The organism is Hyphomonas sp. BRH_c22 (assembly GCF_000961795.1).
Taxonomy (GTDB): domain Bacteria; phylum Pseudomonadota; class Alphaproteobacteria; order Caulobacterales; family Hyphomonadaceae; genus Hyphomonas.
In genome coordinates this window covers 50,679-66,059 of record NZ_LADU01000108.1, presented here as the reverse complement: position 1 = coordinate 66,059, position 15,381 = coordinate 50,679, and the positions used below count along the sequence as shown (strand labels likewise).

General features: G+C 62.5%; 19 protein-coding genes. 7 read left to right on the top strand and 12 right to left on the bottom strand.

Annotation, left to right across the window (positions count from 1 at the left end; genetic code table 11):
* A partial coding sequence (gene rsmA / locus VR74_RS15190; protein WP_045698230.1) for a 16S rRNA (adenine(1518)-N(6)/adenine(1519)-N(6))-dimethyltransferase RsmA occupies positions 1–784 on the top strand: 784 nt, incomplete at its 5' end.
* A 167-nt stretch (positions 785–951) separates the two neighbouring features.
* Entirely contained in the window at positions 952–1,209 is a 258-nt protein-coding gene (locus tag VR74_RS15185; RefSeq protein WP_299950778.1) for a hypothetical protein, read from the top strand.
* 59 nt (positions 1,210–1,268) lie between these two features.
* Here the strand turns inward: VR74_RS15185 and VR74_RS15180 are convergent, their stop codons facing one another.
* From VR74_RS15180 to fabD, 10 genes are all read right to left on the bottom strand, one after another.
* Positions 1,269–1,682 (bottom strand): OsmC family protein, encoded by a 414-nt coding sequence (locus VR74_RS15180; RefSeq protein WP_045698228.1) that lies wholly within the window; start codon positions 1,680–1,682, stop codon positions 1,269–1,271.
* A gap of 124 nt (positions 1,683–1,806) precedes the next feature.
* Positions 1,807–2,793 (bottom strand): hypothetical protein, encoded by a 987-nt coding sequence (locus VR74_RS21165; protein ID WP_299950775.1) that lies wholly within the window; start codon positions 2,791–2,793, stop codon positions 1,807–1,809.
* 477 nt (positions 2,794–3,270) lie between these two features.
* Positions 3,271–3,489: a hypothetical protein gene (locus VR74_RS15170; RefSeq protein ID WP_045698227.1), complete on the bottom strand. Its 219-nt coding sequence runs from the start codon at positions 3,487–3,489 to the stop codon at positions 3,271–3,273.
* A gap of 54 nt (positions 3,490–3,543) precedes the next feature.
* A complete protein-coding gene (gene gmk / locus VR74_RS15165) occupies positions 3,544–4,191 on the bottom strand; it encodes a guanylate kinase (RefSeq protein WP_366462688.1) in 648 nt (215 codons plus the stop codon).
* Entirely contained in the window at positions 4,175–5,062 is an 888-nt protein-coding gene (locus VR74_RS15160; RefSeq protein ID WP_045698225.1) for a DUF1732 domain-containing protein, read from the bottom strand. The genes gmk and VR74_RS15160 overlap by 17 nt, the downstream gene beginning before the upstream one ends.
* Positions 5,062–6,087, bottom strand: coding sequence for an endolytic transglycosylase MltG (mltG, locus tag VR74_RS15155; RefSeq protein ID WP_045698224.1), 1,026 nt, complete (start codon positions 6,085–6,087; stop codon positions 5,062–5,064). Before mltG ends, VR74_RS15160 begins: the two co-directional genes overlap by 1 nt.
* A 64-nt stretch (positions 6,088–6,151) precedes the next feature.
* A complete protein-coding gene (gene fabF, locus VR74_RS15150) occupies positions 6,152–7,438 on the bottom strand; it encodes a beta-ketoacyl-ACP synthase II (RefSeq protein WP_045698222.1) in 1,287 nt (428 codons plus the stop codon).
* A gap of 16 nt (positions 7,439–7,454) precedes the next feature.
* Positions 7,455–7,688 (bottom strand): acyl carrier protein, encoded by a 234-nt coding sequence (locus tag VR74_RS15145; RefSeq protein ID WP_045698220.1) that lies wholly within the window; start codon positions 7,686–7,688, stop codon positions 7,455–7,457.
* 115 nt (positions 7,689–7,803) lie between these two features.
* Positions 7,804–8,541 carry a 3-oxoacyl-[acyl-carrier-protein] reductase gene (fabG, locus tag VR74_RS15140; protein ID WP_045698218.1) on the bottom strand — a complete coding sequence of 246 codons (738 nt, stop codon included), beginning with the start codon at positions 8,539–8,541 and terminating at the stop codon, positions 7,804–7,806.
* Positions 8,534–9,496 (bottom strand): ACP S-malonyltransferase, encoded by a 963-nt coding sequence (gene fabD, locus VR74_RS15135; RefSeq protein WP_045698216.1) that lies wholly within the window; start codon positions 9,494–9,496, stop codon positions 8,534–8,536. Before fabD ends, fabG begins: the two co-directional genes overlap by 8 nt.
* A gap of 208 nt (positions 9,497–9,704) precedes the next feature.
* Between fabD and rpsF the strand changes: the two genes are divergently transcribed.
* The 5 genes from rpsF to VR74_RS15110 all read left to right on the top strand — a co-directional run bounded on the left by rpsF (position 9,705) and on the right by VR74_RS15110 (position 13,924).
* Positions 9,705–10,043: a 30S ribosomal protein S6 gene (gene rpsF, locus VR74_RS15130; protein ID WP_045698214.1), complete on the top strand. Its 339-nt coding sequence runs from the start codon at positions 9,705–9,707 to the stop codon at positions 10,041–10,043.
* Positions 10,044–10,057: 14 nt separating this feature from the next.
* Positions 10,058–10,315, top strand: a complete 258-nt coding sequence (gene rpsR, locus VR74_RS15125; protein ID WP_045698212.1) for a 30S ribosomal protein S18 — start codon at positions 10,058–10,060, stop codon at positions 10,313–10,315.
* An 11-nt stretch (positions 10,316–10,326) separates the two neighbouring features.
* Positions 10,327–10,917: a 50S ribosomal protein L9 gene (gene rplI / locus VR74_RS15120; protein WP_045698210.1), complete on the top strand. Its 591-nt coding sequence runs from the start codon at positions 10,327–10,329 to the stop codon at positions 10,915–10,917.
* A gap of 130 nt (positions 10,918–11,047) precedes the next feature.
* Entirely contained in the window at positions 11,048–12,541 is a 1,494-nt protein-coding gene (locus VR74_RS15115; RefSeq protein WP_045698208.1) for a replicative DNA helicase, read from the top strand.
* A gap of 135 nt (positions 12,542–12,676) precedes the next feature.
* Entirely contained in the window at positions 12,677–13,924 is a 1,248-nt protein-coding gene (locus VR74_RS15110; RefSeq protein ID WP_045698206.1) for an acyl-CoA dehydrogenase family protein, read from the top strand.
* Positions 13,925–13,934: 10 nt separating this feature from the next.
* On the opposite strand, the gene VR74_RS15105 is transcribed toward VR74_RS15110, so the two are convergent.
* Entirely contained in the window at positions 13,935–14,378 is a 444-nt protein-coding gene (locus VR74_RS15105; protein WP_045698204.1) for a hotdog fold thioesterase, read from the bottom strand.
* A 28-nt stretch (positions 14,379–14,406) separates the two neighbouring features.
* Positions 14,407–15,375 (bottom strand): alpha/beta hydrolase, encoded by a 969-nt coding sequence (locus VR74_RS15100; protein ID WP_045698203.1) that lies wholly within the window; start codon positions 15,373–15,375, stop codon positions 14,407–14,409.
* Positions 15,376–15,381: the final 6 nt, after the last annotated feature.

Here is a 15,381-nt window from a genome sequence, read left to right as displayed (position 1 = left end):
CGGACAGCACTTCCTGTTCGACCCCAGCATCCTGCACCGCGCCGCCCTCGCCGCCGGCCCGGTGAAGGGCCGCGTCGTCATCGAAGTCGGCCCCGGCCCCGGCGGCCTGACGCGCGCCCTTCTCGATGAAGGCGCCGGCAAGGTCATCGCGGTCGAAACCGATCCGCGCTTTGCCGAGGCGCTCACCCTGTGGCCCGAAGCCAAAGACGGCCGCCTCATCGTCGTCCAGAAGGACGCCCGCAAGGTCAATTTCGAGAAATTGGTGGAAGAGGCGGGCGCCACGCAGCCTGCCATGATCATCGCCAACCTGCCCTACAATGTCGGCACGCCGCTGCTCGTCGGCTGGCTCAAGGCCGGTGACTGGCGCGGCGAGATGGCACTGATGTTCCAGAAGGAAGTCGCCGAGCGCATCTGCGCTGCGCCGAATACGGACCATTATGGTCGCCTCGCCGTCCTCGTCCAGTCCGCCACGCGGCCCCACATCGCCTTCACCCTGCCGCCCGGCGCCTTCCATCCGCCTCCCAAGGTCGACAGCGCCGTCGCCGTGCTCGAACCGCTGCCCGCCGACCAGCGCTTCGCGTATATCGACCTGCTCGAACAGGTCACCGGCGCCGCCTTCGGCCAGCGGCGCAAGATGATGCGCGCCGCCCTGAAACCCCTCGCAAAAAAACGCGGCATGAAAGCCGCCGAATGGCTCGAAAGCGTCGGCATCGACCCGACCGCCCGGGCAGAGACGCTGTCGCAGGATGATTTCAGGCGGCTGGCCGCGAGCCTGGCACAATAACGTACTTGGGTTGCGCTCAGCGGCACCCCCAAAACCCCCAAACATTGCGAATCGGCCGCGATGCGGCCATGCTCATCCCCGTCCACGCAGGCCATCGCTGGCAGGACCGGGCTCCGGTGACATGTGTCCCTGTCCGACTTAACGATGATTGCAGCAGGAGCAGTAAAATGGGGAAATTGAAAACAGGCGGTTTGATGCTGACGGGCATTCTGATGCTGGCAGCATGCGGCGATAACACGAGCGCGGAAAAGGAAGGTGAGAAGCTGGATTCCGCCATTGAGGAAGCAACCGGCGGCGAAATTGACCGCGATGACGGTGCCCTGGAAAATGCCGGCGAAGTGATCGACGATATCACGGGTCAGGAAAACGATGACCCTGTCGACGCCATCCACGATGCAGCCGAAGAGGCGACAGATCCGTCCTGAACCCCGGCTCAAAGAGCGTCAGACAGCTTAGGGTGGGCCCAAACAGTTCTATACCCACCCTAACCTTGCGGGGATTTGCGCCTGAGGGTGCCGCTCAGGTCGAGCGCGTCTGCGACCGTATTGGAAATCGTACCGAACTTGCGGACATTCTTGTGCAGCAGGTCCAGGCGGTGGTCCGTCTCGTCACTGTCGACTATGATCTCATAGGCGATCGACAACATCTTGGGCGGTGAATCCTGGCGCTTGCCGTGCAGGCTAATGTCGATCCCGCGCAAGTCGAAATCAAGCATTGGCGCGACCCGCTCAATGCCTTTCAGCATGCAGGCCGCCACAGATGCGAGCAGCAGTTCGGCCGGATTGAACGCGTCCGGCCGACCCTGCAGGTCCGTATCGATGACGAGTACGGCGTCTTTCGCCCGCGCCTCGCTGCCATGCGCATCAACGCGCCGCGCCGTGACTTTGTATTCCAGCATCCCGCATGTCCCTTCCGGTCAGGTCTCGGGAGCGCACTGTGCGCGCTGTTGGAACCGGACGCCAGTGACAGGCGCACAACGCATCACCTGGCGCCCCTCTCCCAAACCCAAACCAGCGCTGCGCTCAGTCCGCCGATTCCAAACTGGCAATGGCCAGTTCGATTTTCTGGAGCAGGACCGCTGGCGAGGGACCGGTCATGCCTTCATTGTCCGCCACTCCAAGAGTCTTGGCGTCATACTCCCAGCGCCTCAGAAATTCGAGTTTGAGCGCATCTGACAAGGGCGTGGCCATCAGGTTTTCGATTGTGCGAAACTCGGCGACCGGGTTGGTCAGGGCCGCATTCAGGTCGATCTTCCCCGACCGGGCCGACTCGTGCAGGGATTCCAGGTAGTTCAGCCTGTCGATATAGGATTTCGCGTCCTCGGCGCTCGAGAAGACCCTGCCACGGACATAATATTCATCGTCGCCCGAGTGGACAAAGCCTGTGTTGCGATAAGCCTCCGCCTCTGCGGCCGAGACTGCTCCGAGGTATCGCTCTTCCAGTTCAGGATGCAGGTCTGGCAGCCCGTGCAGGTGGACATCTGCTCCGGAATGGGCCTTCAGGATCTTCACGGCGCGGGCTTCGTCTCCCTCGTTCCAGGTGCGCACCCACAAGGCAAGGCCGCCATGCTCAACCTGGTCCGCAATATACTCGGCATGCTCCAGGCCGATGATGCGCGCCAGGGCGGTTCCGAGTGCGGCACCCGCGCCACCGCCGATGAAAAGGGCAACCAGCCCCGCCGCCAGCGCACCGCCCGATGCGACGACCGGGATCAGTCCTGCCAGCGCCCCAACGTACATGAGCGTCCCGATCACGGCGCCTTCGGCATTGCCGACATCTTCTTCCGCGACATAGGCGATCCGGGGGGCCGCTGCATCGTCCTCCACCTCGGCAACTTTCCGGTAGGCGTGGCCCAGTTTCCTTTCGACACTGTCAGAGCGCGCCAGAAGGCTTATCTCCGCGCGGTCAAATCCGTGCGACAGCAGGTCATCAATGGCTGCCTGCAACGCATCTTCAGACTGGAAGACACCTACGGCTTCTCGAGCTAGCGGAAGGCCCTGGTCGGTCATGTTCCTGCTCCAATCAATTTTAGCGTATCCGGGCCATGGGCTTTGTCAAATGGCCCGGCTTCGCGCGAGTGTGGCAATCGGCAGCTGGCTTTGCGATACGTAACCCACCGTACCACACTCGAACTTGGCGCGATTGCCACCGCCCTGCCGGAATTGCTCGCGGCCGCTTTCGACAGTTGGGAAGCCTGGGCTGAATCCCTCTCCAATCAGACGGGTTTGCCGGACGCCGAAGGGTGTTTCCGGACGAGCGCGCGTCCCTCTCTCTCCGGGAGAGGTGCCGGGGGTGAGGGGACACGGAACGACCCACAAACCCCGCCACTTGCAGCGACGTCATCGCCCCTCATCCCCAACCCTTCTCCCAAGGGAGAAGGGGGAAGCGAAGTCGAAGGACGGGCCCCGTGCGATGAAACCCGGAAGCCCGCGCCCGATCCTTCGACTTCGCTCAGGATGAGCGCTTACACGGAATGGCCGCCGCGCCTATTCCTTCCCGTCAAACGGTTCCACGACGATATCGGTCACTTCCTCGAACGTGTGCGTGCGGTCCAGACCGCCGCGGATCACGTACCAGGCGGTCGTGACGATCAGGGCAAACGGCAACAGCCAGAGCAGCCAGATGGCCTTGGCCTTGGGACGCGGGGATTTTGGTGACGGTTCAGGCGCCTGCTCATCCGTCTGCGGTTCATTGTCATTGGTCATGCGCGGGCCTTTTCAGGGAAGACTTGCGAAAGGATGGAGCGTGCGGGCAGGCATTCATGCCTCTCCGAGGAGACGCCTGACATGGTCTTCCAGGTCCAGCTGGCGCAGCCGTTTCAGGCGCTCGACCAGCAGGATCCGCCGAAGCCGCTGATAGGCCTCGTCGAGATTGTCATTGACGATGGCATAATCATAGCGGCGCCAGTGCATGATCTCGCGGCGCGCATCCACCATGCGGCGTGCCACGTCTTCCGCCGTCGAGCCTGCCCGCGCGGCCAGGCGCGCTTCCAGTTCCTCGATGCTCGGCGGCAGGATGAAAACGGAAACGACATCATTCGGCATCTGGTCATGCAGCGCATCGGCGCCCTGCCAGTCAACGTCGAACAGGATGTCCTCGCCGCTCTCCAGTTTCGCGACCGTATCGGCGCGCGGCGTGCCGTAATACTTGTCGAAGACATGCGCCCATTCGAGGAATTCGCGGTTGGCGATCATCGCCTTGAACTCATCAACCGACCGGAAGTGATAGTGGGCACCATCCTGCTCGTTCGGGCGCGGCTCCCGCGTCGTCGCCGACACCGACAGGTTCACGTCCTCGAACTCGTTCAGCAGCATGTGCGACAGCGTCGTCTTGCCCGCGCCCGACGGGCTCGACAGGACAAGCATCAGCCCCCGGCGCTTTCCCATTTGCTCATTCGACATTCGCAGCCTGCTCCTTGAACTGGTCGATCACCCCTTTGAGGCCCAGACCGGCATTCGTCAAATCCAGGCTGACGGATTTTGAGCAGAGCGTATTGGCTTCGCGATTGAGTTCCTGCGCAAGGAAGTCCAGTTTCCGCCCGGCAGGAGAACCGCCGGCGATCAGGTCGCGCGCACCGGCAAAGTGCGCCGCCAGCCGGTCGAGTTCCTCGCGGACGTCTGCCTTGGCCGCGCTCAGCGCGATTTCCACGGCCGCCCGGTCGGCATCAACCCGGCCCCCCGTATCGAGTTCATCGAGCTGCTTGTGCAGGCGCGCTTGCAAGAGGGCCGGCTGGCCGTCAGCCAGCCTTGCCGCCGCCGCAGCGAAACCCTCCATCTCGCCGACCAGTCCCGTCAGGATCCCGGTCAGCGACACGCCCTCGGCGTGGCGCGCGACCGCGAGTTCCCCAAGCGCGCTTTCGGCGGCCCCGGTCAGAAGGCTGATCGCCTCCTCATCCTGCGCCAGGTCCCTCAGTGTGCTTCCGCCCGTCTCGACCACGCCCTTGAGGGTCATCAGCGTGGCGATCGCCTCGCCCGACAGGCCAGAGCCGTGGATCGCCTGCGCCGCATCGGTCAGGGCGGTCAGCAAAGGCGTGTTGACCGTGACCGTCTCGTCGCCGGTGCTCATGTCGATGCGAAGCGACACCTGCAGCGAGCCGCGATTGAACAGTTTCGATGCGGCCGCCTTCACTGCGCGCTCGATTGCGTCAAAGCCGGGCGGCGTGTTCACGCGCACATCGAGGCTGCGTCCATTGACGCTCTTGGCCTCCCAGGCCCAGCTTCCCCATGCCGCTTCTCCTGCGACACGGGCAAAGCCGGTCATGCCCGACAATTCACCCATTACTCAGCCCTCTCCCGCGCGATCTCTTCGCGCTCGTATTTCCGGTAAGCCGCCACATTCCGGTTGTGCTCGGCCAGCGTTTTGGCGAAGAGGTGCCCCCCTTTGCCGTCAGCCACAAAGAAGATGTACTCTGTTTCGGGCGGGTTTAGCACCGCGGCAATTGCATCCCGCCCCGGATTGCAGATCGGCGTCTTGGGCAGGCCGTCAATCTGGTACGTGTTCCATTCCGTCTTGCGGTCGATTTCCGAACGATAGAGCGTGCGGCGCTTGCCGGCCTTGTTGTAGAGCGGCTCGCCTTGCGAAACGCCGTAGATGATCGTGGGGTCGCTTTCCAGCCGCATGCCCCGCTTCATGCGGGTCGTGAACAGGGCGGCAATTTCCGGCCGCTCTTCCGCGATCCCGGTTTCCTTTTCCACCACAGATGCAAGGATCACCGCCTCGTAGGGAGTGGCCAAAGGCAGGCCTTCCTGGCGTTTCGGCCAAAGCTCCTTGAGAAGATCATCCTGCGCCTTGGCCATCCGGGCGATCAGATTCGCCCGCGTCATGCCGCGATGGAAGAGATACGTGTCAGGCAGCAGGCTGCCCTCGGCGACAGGCAGTTCGGGCATCGGGCCGATGAGTACGGGATCATTCTCGATGAGGCGCAGCAACTGGGCCGTCGTGCGGCCTTCGGGCAGCGTGATCTTGTGCATCACCGCCTTGCCTTCGACCAGGATGTCGAGAACCTTGCCCAGGCTCGCCTGCGGCTCCAGCGTGAACTCGCCTGATTTCAGCGCCGTCTCGGTGCCGTCAATTCGGGCCTTCAGCCGCATCACCCAGGCCGAACGGATCACGCCTTCGCTCTCAAGCCGCGCCGCAACGGTGGACATGCCCTCGCCGGGCTCGACAATGAAGAGCGTTTCGGCCGGCAGCGGGCCATCCTTAGCCACTTCATTGCCAAGCCATATCCAGCCGGCGCCGGCAACGGCGCCTGCGAGGATCACGACCGCGATGATCAGCGATAACAGGCCTTTGATGAACTTCATGGAACGCCTCACACGAATCTGGCAATGCCAGCCTACATGCCCGCCCCTGCCCGGCGATAGTGGCCTATTTCACTTCCCGGATGACGAGTGACGCATTCGTGCCGCCAAAGCCGAAACTGTTCGACATCGCAGCCCGCACGCGGCCCTTCTTGGCCTTGTGGGGGATCAGGTCGATGGGGGTCTCGAAACTCGGATTATCGAGATTCAGCGTCGGGGGCATGATCTGGTCGCGGATCGCCAGTGCGCAGAACGCCGTCTCGATGGCACCGGCTGCACCGAGCAGGTGCCCGACGGCCGACTTGGTCGACGACATGGAGAGGTTCCTGGCATGGTCGCCATAGGCCCGCTCGACCGCGCCGGCTTCGCCTTCGTCGCCCTTCGGCGTCGAGGTTCCGTGCGCGTTGATATAATCAACCTCGGTCGGGTCGATGCCGGAATTCTTCAGTGCCATCTTCATGGCGCGATAGCCGCCCTCGGCCCCCTCGGCAGGCGCCGTGATGTGATAGGCATCGCCCGTCAGGCCATAGCCCGACACTTCGGCATAGATCTTCGCGCCGCGCGCCTTGGCGTGCTCATACTCTTCAAGCACCAGCACAGCCGCGCCGTCACCCATGACAAAACCGTCACGGTCCTTGTCATACGGGCGCGAGGCCTTCTCGGGCGTATCGTTGAAATTCGTCGACATGGCCTTTGCCGCACAGAAGCCGGCAATCGCAATGCGGCCGATCACGGCTTCCGAACCGCCGGCCAGCATCACGTCGGCATCGCCGTACTTGATCAGGCGCGCCGAGTCGCCAATGGCGTGCGCACCGGTCGCACAGGCGGTGACGACTGCATGGTTCGGCCCCTTGAACCCGTGCTTGATCGACACCTGGCCGGAAGCAAGGTTGATCAATGCCGACGGGATGAAGAAGGGGCTGACCTTGCGCGGGCCATGCTCGTGCAGGGTGACTGCCGTATTGTAGATGGATTCCAGTCCGCCAATGCCTGAGCCGATCATCACGCCCGTGCGTTCACGGCTTTCATCGTCTTCAGGGCGCCAGTCGGCGTCCTCGACGGCTTCTTCTGCGGCCGCAATGGCGTAAAGGATGAATTCGTCGATCCGGCGCAGCTCCTTGGGGGAGACAAACTTGTCCGGATCAAAGGCATGGGGGTCGCCTGCGCCACCGCCGCGTCCGTTGGTCCATGGCACCTGGAACGCAATCTTGCACGGCATGTCCTCCGGATCGAAGACGTCAATGCGTCCTGCTCCGGATTTTCCGGCAATCAGGCGTTCCCAGGTTGCCTCGCGCCCGAAAGCGAGCGGAGAGACAATCCCGATACCCGTTATAACAACGCGGCGGTCAGACATTCAGGACAGCTCCGTCTTAGACGTGAGCTTTGATGTGGGTCACCGCGTCACCGACGGACCGGATCGATTCCTGCACATCGTCCGGGATTTCGATATTGAATTCTTCTTCGAAGGCCATGACCAGTTCGACCAGGTCCAGCGAGTCTGCGCCGAGGTCGTCGATGAAGCTTGCGCTCTCGACTACTTTGTCAGCGTCCACGTCGAGATTGTCGACTACGATTTTTTTCACACGCTCAAGAACGTCAGACATGAATACCTCTCTAGATATGCCCGAAAAGCCGGTCCATTTCTGAACCATTGTGTTGCGCCTAGCACACACTTGACGAAAGCGCCAAGCCCTAGTCGCAATGGTTACTGTAGCGAAATCAGATCATTGCCATACCGCCATTAACATGCAGCGTTTGCCCCGTCACGTAGGAGGCTTCGCTGGATGCAAGGTATACTGCGGCTGCGGCGATGTCTCCACCCTGCCCCAGACGGCCTGCCGGGATGCCTCCCAGAAGCGCTTCCTTCTGTGCCTCGGGCAGCCCGTCCGTCATGGGTGATTCGATGAAACCGGGTGCAATCGTGTTCGCGGTAATGCCGCGGCTGGCGACTTCCTGCGCGATGGATTTGGTGAAACCGATCATGCCGGCCTTGGACGCGCAATAATTTGTCTGGCCCGGATTGCCGGTTACGCCAACGATCGAGGTGATTCCGATGATGCGGCCGTAGCGGCGCTTCATCATGCCCCGGACCGCGCTCTTGGTGAGGCGGAAATAACTGCCGAGGTTCACCTGCAGCACGTCGTTCCAGTCCTCATCCTTCATCTGGATCAACAGCTTGTCCCGGGTGATGCCCGCATTCGCAACCAGTATGTCCAGCGGCCCGATGGCAGCCTCGGCCCGGCCCACCAGGCCGTCCACGGCCTCCGCGTCAGACAGGTTGCAGGTCACGATGGCGCTCTCGCCCTTCAGCGTGGCAGCCACCTCCTCCAGCACGCTCTCGCGCGTACCGGACAGCGCGACCTTCGCACCGGCCTCCGAGAGCGCTGTGGCGATCGCGCGGCCTATGCCGCCCGATGCGCCGGTAACCAGGGCCGTGCGGCCGGTGAGATCAAACATGGGCTTCTCCCTTGATAAAGGCTGCGAAGGCTTCGAGATCCTCGGGTGTTCCGAGTGTGAAGCCATTCAATGATTTTTCGATTCGGCGCTGCATGACCGTCAGCACCTTGCCTGCACCGGCTTCCGCCGTTGCCGTGACGCCCCTGGCCACCATGAACTGCACGCTTTCGGTCCAGCGCACACGTCCTGTCACCTGATCGACCAGGTTCTGGCGGATCGTGCCCGGATCAGAGGTCGGCGTGGCGGAAATATTGGCGACAACAGGAACCACCGGCGCATGTATCGTCACATCCGCCAGCGCGGCGGCCATTGCGTCGGCCGCAGGCTGCATCAGCGAGCAATGGAAAGGCGCAGATACATTGAGCGCCATGGCCTTCTTCACGCCATTTGCCCTGGCATGCTCGCACGCCGCATCAATCGCAGCCTTTGAGCCGGACAGAACGAGTTGGCCGGGTGCGTTGTCATTGGCAATTTCACAGACCCCGCCTGTCGCGCGACCCGCCTCGCAGGCGGCTTCGGCCTGCGCAAGGTCCGCGCCCAGCAGGGCCGCCATGGCGCCTTCACCGGCAGCCACCGCCCCCTGCATGGCGTTGCCGCGGATGCGCAGCAGGCGTGCCGTGTCGGCCAGGCTGATCGCCCCGGCCGATGCCAGCGCCGAATACTCGCCCAGCGAATGCCCGGCCACAAACAATGCGTCAGACGCGGAAACACCAAACGCCGCTTCGAGCGCGCGCATCGCGGCAACGCTGTGAGCCATCAGGGCGGGCTGCGTGTTCGCCGTCATCGTCAGTTCGGCAAGATCGCCCTCCCACATCAGTTTCGAGAGGTTCTGATCGAGAGCCGCATCGACTTCGTCGAACACGGCCCTGGCGGCCGGAAACGCGTCGGTGAGGGCCTTGCCCATGCCGATTTCCTGGCTGCCTTGGCCGGGAAAGATGAACGCCAGTCCTGTCATCGCGATTTCCTCCAGATTTTTGTCGTGCCTAATCGGGCTCGCCAATGTGTGCAAGCGCTTGAAATCCGCACCAATATAGGCTTAAGACGCGCCTTCACTCGCAGGGATGCGGTCCTCATTAGCCCGGAATGAGCCGGACGAAGAGGGGCCATCGCCAGTCAGTTTCCCGCTGTCTTGCGCCGCATGCCTCATTTTTGGGAATAAAAACATGGCACTATATGAGCACGTCGTGATCACGCGACCTGACATTTCGCCGGCACAGGTCGACACTTTTGTCGAAGAACTGACCGGCTTCCTCAAGGAAAAAGGCGCAACTGTCGACCGTACCGAGTACTGGGGCCTGCGCAACCTTGCCTATCCGATCAAGAAACAGCGCAAGGGGCACTATTCGCTCCTCAACATCGACGGCCCGGCCAATGCGGTCCACGAACTGGAACGCCGCCTGCGCATTTCCGACGATGTGATGCGCTACATGACGATCCGCGTCGAGTCGCACAGTGACGAGCTTTCGGCCGTCCTGTCGCGCAAAGAACGCCGTCGCGACTAGAGAGGACAGGAAACATGGCTCAGAAACTGAACATCACGAACATTCCTGCCCGCCGTCCATTCGGCCGCCGCCGCAAGGTGGACCCGTTTACCGGTGAACACGCCCAGGATATCGATTACAAGGACGTGAAACTGCTGCAGCGCTATATCTCTGAAAAAGGGAAAATCGTGCCCAGCCGCATCACGGCCGTCAACCTCAAGAACCAGCGCAAGCTTGCCCAGGCGATCAAACGCGCCCGCATGCTGGCCCTGCTTCCGTTTGAAGTGAAGTAGGAGACACCGACATGCAAGTGATCCTTCTTGAACGCGTCGAACGCCTTGGAAAGATCGGAGACGAAGTCTCCGTGAAGAACGGCTTCGCACGCAACTTCCTCATCCCGCAGGGCAAGGCCCTTCTCGCAAATGACAAGAACCGCGCGCGGTTCGAAGCTGAGCGTGAAGTCATTGAACAGCGCAACGCATCGGCACGTGCCGCTGCCGAGACCGAAGCTGAAAAGCTGGAAGGCCAGTCCTTCACGCTGATCCGCCAGGCTGGCGATACCGGCCAGCTCTATGGTTCGGTCACCGCACGCGACATCGCCGAAGCCGCGCTCGCTGCAGGCTCCAAGTTCCCTGTCAGCGGCGTGCGTCTCGACAAGCCGATCAAGTCGATCGGTCTGTATGACGTTGCCGTTCGCCTCCACGCGGAAGTCACCGTCACCGTACAGGCCAACGTGGCCCGTTCGACGGAAGAAGCCGAGCGTCAGGCCAAGGGCGAGGACATCGTTGCCGCGCTGCACGAAGCCAATGCCGCATTTGCTGACGAACAGGCCAGCGAGATGAAAGAGGCTGCGGCTGAACTCTCCGACATGATCGGCGGTTCCGACGACGAATAGGCCCTGCCCGCAAGGGCATTCCAGACCAGAAAGCCGCAGCTATCCACAGCTGCGGCTTTTTTTGTGACTCGATCCGGCCTGCTGTCAGTTGAGGGGCGCATCGGGGGAGCATTTGAAGTAGGATTAACCAATGCCTCTCGACGATCATTCCCCCGCACCGAACATCATCGCCCCGAACAACCTGTCGGCCGAGGCCGCCGTGCTGGGCGCCATCCTGTTCGACAATAATGCCTACCAGCGCATCGCAGATATCCTGCGCCCGTCGGACTTCTACGCCCCCGCGCACCAGGAGCTGTACGACGTTGCCGCGACGATGATCCAGCAAGGCCGCGTCGCCGACGGCGTGACCCTGCGCGAGCATTTCGAGAAGGCGGAAAAGCTGACCGAGATCGGCGGCGCCCGCTATCTGGAGCAATTGCTCGACAGCGCAGCGTTCGGTCCGGAAGTGTCCGACTATGCCCACATGATCCGCGACCTAGCGATGCGCCGTGCGCTGGTCGACATTGGCAGCGAACTTAAGGGCCGCGCCCTGACGCCCGGCCCGGACGAGAGCGGCGAACGCCAGATCGAACTGGCCGAACGCCAGCTGTTTGACCTTGCCGAACGCGGCGCCACGGGCCGGGGCTTTACCAGCTTTTCCGAGGCGCTGACCGAATCCCTGAAAATGGCCGAGGCCGCGTTCAAGCGCGAAGGCAAGATTGCCGGCATTCCGACCATGCTGCGCGACCTCGACGAAAAGCTTGGCGGCTTTCACCGCTCCGACCTTCTTATCCTCGCCGGCCGTCCGTCGATGGGTAAAACCTCGCTCGCCACCAATATTGCCTACAATGCCGCCGCGGCCTACCGGGCCGAGGTGCAGGACGATGGTTCGAAGAAGACCATCGAAGGCGCCGTTGTCGGCTTCTTCTCGCTCGAAATGTCGAACGAACAGCTCGCGACGCGTATCCTCGCCGAGCGCACGGGCATTACCACGCACCGCATCCGGCAGGGCGATCTCGACAAGTCCGACTTCGAGCGCCTGCGCGAGGCGACGGAAGAATTGCAGAACCTGCCGCTCTATATCGACGATACCGGGGGCATCTCGATCAGCCAGCTCGCGGCCCGTGCCCGCCGCCTGCAGCGTTCGGTCGGCCTCGACCTGATCGTCATCGACTACCTGCAGCTGATTACGGTCACCAATGGCAACTCGAATGCCAACCGTGTGCAGGAAGTCACCCAGATCACCACAGCGCTCAAGGCGCTGGCCAAGGATCTCAACGTTCCCATCCTCGCCCTGTCCCAGCTTAGCCGTGCCGTCGAACAGCGCGACGACAAACGCCCGCAACTGTCTGACCTGCGCGAATCCGGGTCGATCGAGCAGGACGCCGATGTCGTCATGTTCGTTTACCGGGAGGAATACTATCTCGCGCGGTCCGAGCCCGGCGCTGACCCGAATGATCCGTCCTCAAACGAGAAATGGACCCAGTGGCGCGCCCGCATGGACCAGATCTACGGCATTGCGGAAGTCATTATCGGCAAGCAGCGCCACGGCCCCATCGGCAAGGTCGACCTCGCCTTCGATGCCAACATCACCCGCTTCGGCGACCTCGAACGCAGCCGCCACCTGGAAGACACCAGCGAATAGGCGTGCGGCGATCTCCCGCTTCAGGTTTTCAGGCCGCCGCGGGAGACCTCGAGCCACGGCCAACAAGATTGCATGCCTCCGCAAAAGCCCGCATGGTGAGGCCAGTGAAATCGAGAAAAAGCAGGATGGAAGCGCATGACGGACCTCAACAGTGAACTCTTCGAACTCAGCATGTCGGAAAAGGCCAAGCCGCTTCTCGCCCGTGTGATCAAGCACCTCGAAGAGAACGTCGCCCCGTGGCGCGACGAGTTCGAGGCGCTGAATGCCGAGAAGGAGGATCGCTGGACGTGGCACCCGCGCCAGCTTGAGCTGATGGAAGCGGCCAAGACCAAGGCGAAGGAAGCGGGCCTCTGGAACTTCTTCCTGCCGGATGCCGAAACGGGCGAAGGCCTGTCAAACCTCGACTATGCCTATATTGCCGCCGAGCTGGGCAAGCATCCCTACGGTTCCGAGACGATGAACTGCAACGCGCCCGACACCGGCAATATGGAAGTGCTGGAACGGGTCGGCACGCCGGCGCAAAAGGAGCAATGGCTGAAGCCGCTGCTCGCCGGTGAAATCCGGTCGGCCTATGCCATGACAGAGCCGAACGTCGCCTCCTCCGATGCCAAGAATATCAGCACGACAGCAGTCCTCGAAGGGGATGAATGGGTCATCAATGGCGAGAAATTCTATATTTCCGGCGCCGGCAACCCGCGCTGCAAGATCATGATCGTGATGGTCAAGACCAGCCCGGATGCCCCGGTCAGCAAGCAGCAGTCACAGATCCTGGTGCCGATGGACACGCCCGGCGTGAAGATCCTTGGCGCCATGGAAGTCATGGGCGAAGACCACGCGCCCATCGGGCACATGCACCTGAAATTCACCGATGTGCGCGTACCCAAGGACAATATCCTGCTGGGTGAAGGGCGCGGCTTCGAGATTTCGCAGGTCCGCCTTGGCCCGGGCCGCATCCATCACTGCATGCGCTCCATCGGCAAGGCCGAACTGGCTCTGGAAATGATGGTCAAGCGAGCCGGAACGCGCACCGCCTTCGGCCAGAAGATCGCAAAGCTCGGCAAGAATCTCGAAGTCATCTCGCGCGCACGGATCGAGATCAATGCGATGCGCCTGGCCGTCCTGCAGGCCGCCAAGGCGATGGACGTGCTCGGCAACAAGGAAGCCCGCATCTATGTCAGCGCAGTTAAGGCCATGGTGCCTGAGAAAGTGTGCCTGATCATAGACCAGGCGATGCAGATGCACGGCGCCGCGGGCATGTCGCAATGGTTTCCGCTGGCCGGCATGTATGCCGACATGCGCCATCTCCGCTATGCTGACGGCCCGGATGAAGTCCACCACATGGTTGTCGGGCGCGCAGAGGTGCAGAAGCACGGCCTCTGGTAGGTAGGCCGGGCTAGCTTGGCCGGGCCCGCTGGGCCGGGATGACGGCGACGGTAAACCGGCACAGGCAGACGAGGCGGTCGGCCTCATCGGTGATCCGGATGGTCCAGACCTGGGTCGTGCGGCCCAGCGCCTCGGCTTTCGCTGTCGCATAGACATACCCGTCCTTTACCGGCCGGACATGATTGGCGTTGATCTCGAGGCCGACGCCGACGCTCTCATTCGAATCGAGGGCAAGGTTGGCCGCGATCGAGCCGACTGTCTCGGCCAGCGCGACGGAGGCGCCGCCATGCAGGCGTCCATGCGGCTGGAGGGTGCGGGCATCGACCGGCATACGGGCCGTCAGTGTATCTTCTCCAATACTGACCAGCGAGATGCCGAGGACGCCGCCCATCGTGCCCTGCTGGGCCGCAGTGATTTGGTCGAGGTCGATATTCGTTTGCCGCCAGATCGACATGCGTGAGCCTTTCAGATTGTGCAGGGGACTAGAGACCGCCGAGCCAGTCGAGCAGCAGGGCGTTGACCTCATCCGGGCGCTCCTGCTGGGTCCAGTGGCCGCAGCCTTCCAGCAGGGTCGCGCCGCGCAGGTCAGACAGGTTTTCCTTCATCGCGGCCAGCATGTCACCGGGTGACATCTTCAGCACAAGGTCTTTCGTGCCGCCAATATAGAGTGAAGGCTGGGCAATGGTCATGGGCGCCGGATGAGTGGTGAGAAAGGCATGGTCGCGGTGCCAGTTGCGATAGCGGTTGAGCGGCCCGCGAAAGCCCGACTGGCGGAACTGGGCGTCATAATAGGCAACATCCTCAGCTGACAGCCAGGGCAGCGGCATCGGCGGCTCCGGCAGGCGGTGCAGCAGCGTATCGCCATGCTTCTTGTCGGTCGGCCAGGTGCCCTCCGGCGCGTCGCCTGAAATCGCATAGTAGAATTTGCGGATGGTTGCTGCCGGATCGCTTTCCAGCTCGGCCTCGGGCGGGCCCTCATCCTGGAAATAGACCTGGTAAAAGAACAGGCCGCGCGCAGTGAAGAAGGCCCGCACGGCATCGATGAACACAACCTCGTTCGGCGGAATATAGGGCACCGACAGGCCGGCCACGGCGCGTAACGTGTCGGCATGGAGCCGGGCCGTATTCCAGGCGATGGGCGAGCCCCAGTCATGGCCGACCACGACGGCCTTCTCGCCGGGCGACAGGGCATGGGCGAGACCGGCAATGTCGCCGGTCAGGCTTTCCATGTCATAGGCCTCGACCGGATGGGGCCGGTCCGAGCCGCCATAACCGCGCACGTCCGGCGCCGCGACACGGTAGCCGGCCTCCGACAGCGCCTTGATCTGGTGACGCCAGGAATACCAGCTTTCGGGAAAGCCGTGCACGAGAATGACCAGCGGGCCGTCGCCCGCCGTCGCCACGCGCAGCCGGATACCGTTGGTCTCGACGTGTTGAAGGTCTGGCGTCATGGCGGT

Excerpts from the sequence above, each read along its gene's own strand:
- VR74_RS15185 (WP_299950778.1), top strand. The coding sequence starts at position 952 with ATGGGGAAATTGAAAACAGGCGGTTTGATGCTGACGGGCATTCTGATG.
- VR74_RS15180 (WP_045698228.1), bottom strand. The coding sequence starts at position 1,682 with ATGCTGGAATACAAAGTCACGGCGCGGCGCGTTGATGCGCATGGCAGC.
- VR74_RS21165 (WP_299950775.1), bottom strand. The coding sequence starts at position 2,793 with ATGACCGACCAGGGCCTTCCGCTAGCTCGAGAAGCCGTAGGTGTCTTC.
- VR74_RS15170 (WP_045698227.1), bottom strand. The coding sequence starts at position 3,489 with ATGACCAATGACAATGAACCGCAGACGGATGAGCAGGCGCCTGAACCG.
- VR74_RS15160 (WP_045698225.1), bottom strand. The coding sequence starts at position 5,062 with ATGGGTGAATTGTCGGGCATGACCGGCTTTGCCCGTGTCGCAGGAGAA.
- mltG (WP_045698224.1), bottom strand. The coding sequence starts at position 6,087 with ATGAAGTTCATCAAAGGCCTGTTATCGCTGATCATCGCGGTCGTGATC.
- fabF (WP_045698222.1), bottom strand. The coding sequence starts at position 7,438 with ATGTCTGACCGCCGCGTTGTTATAACGGGTATCGGGATTGTCTCTCCG.
- VR74_RS15145 (WP_045698220.1), bottom strand. The coding sequence starts at position 7,688 with ATGTCTGACGTTCTTGAGCGTGTGAAAAAAATCGTAGTCGACAATCTC.
- fabG (WP_045698218.1), bottom strand. The coding sequence starts at position 8,541 with ATGTTTGATCTCACCGGCCGCACGGCCCTGGTTACCGGCGCATCGGGC.
- fabD (WP_045698216.1), bottom strand. The coding sequence starts at position 9,496 with ATGACAGGACTGGCGTTCATCTTTCCCGGCCAAGGCAGCCAGGAAATC.
- rpsF (WP_045698214.1), top strand. The coding sequence starts at position 9,705 with ATGGCACTATATGAGCACGTCGTGATCACGCGACCTGACATTTCGCCG.
- rpsR (WP_045698212.1), top strand. The coding sequence starts at position 10,058 with ATGGCTCAGAAACTGAACATCACGAACATTCCTGCCCGCCGTCCATTC.
- rplI (WP_045698210.1), top strand. The coding sequence starts at position 10,327 with ATGCAAGTGATCCTTCTTGAACGCGTCGAACGCCTTGGAAAGATCGGA.
- VR74_RS15115 (WP_045698208.1), top strand. The coding sequence starts at position 11,048 with ATGCCTCTCGACGATCATTCCCCCGCACCGAACATCATCGCCCCGAAC.
- VR74_RS15110 (WP_045698206.1), top strand. The coding sequence starts at position 12,677 with ATGACGGACCTCAACAGTGAACTCTTCGAACTCAGCATGTCGGAAAAG.
- VR74_RS15105 (WP_045698204.1), bottom strand. The coding sequence starts at position 14,378 with ATGTCGATCTGGCGGCAAACGAATATCGACCTCGACCAAATCACTGCG.
- VR74_RS15100 (WP_045698203.1), bottom strand. The coding sequence starts at position 15,375 with ATGACGCCAGACCTTCAACACGTCGAGACCAACGGTATCCGGCTGCGC.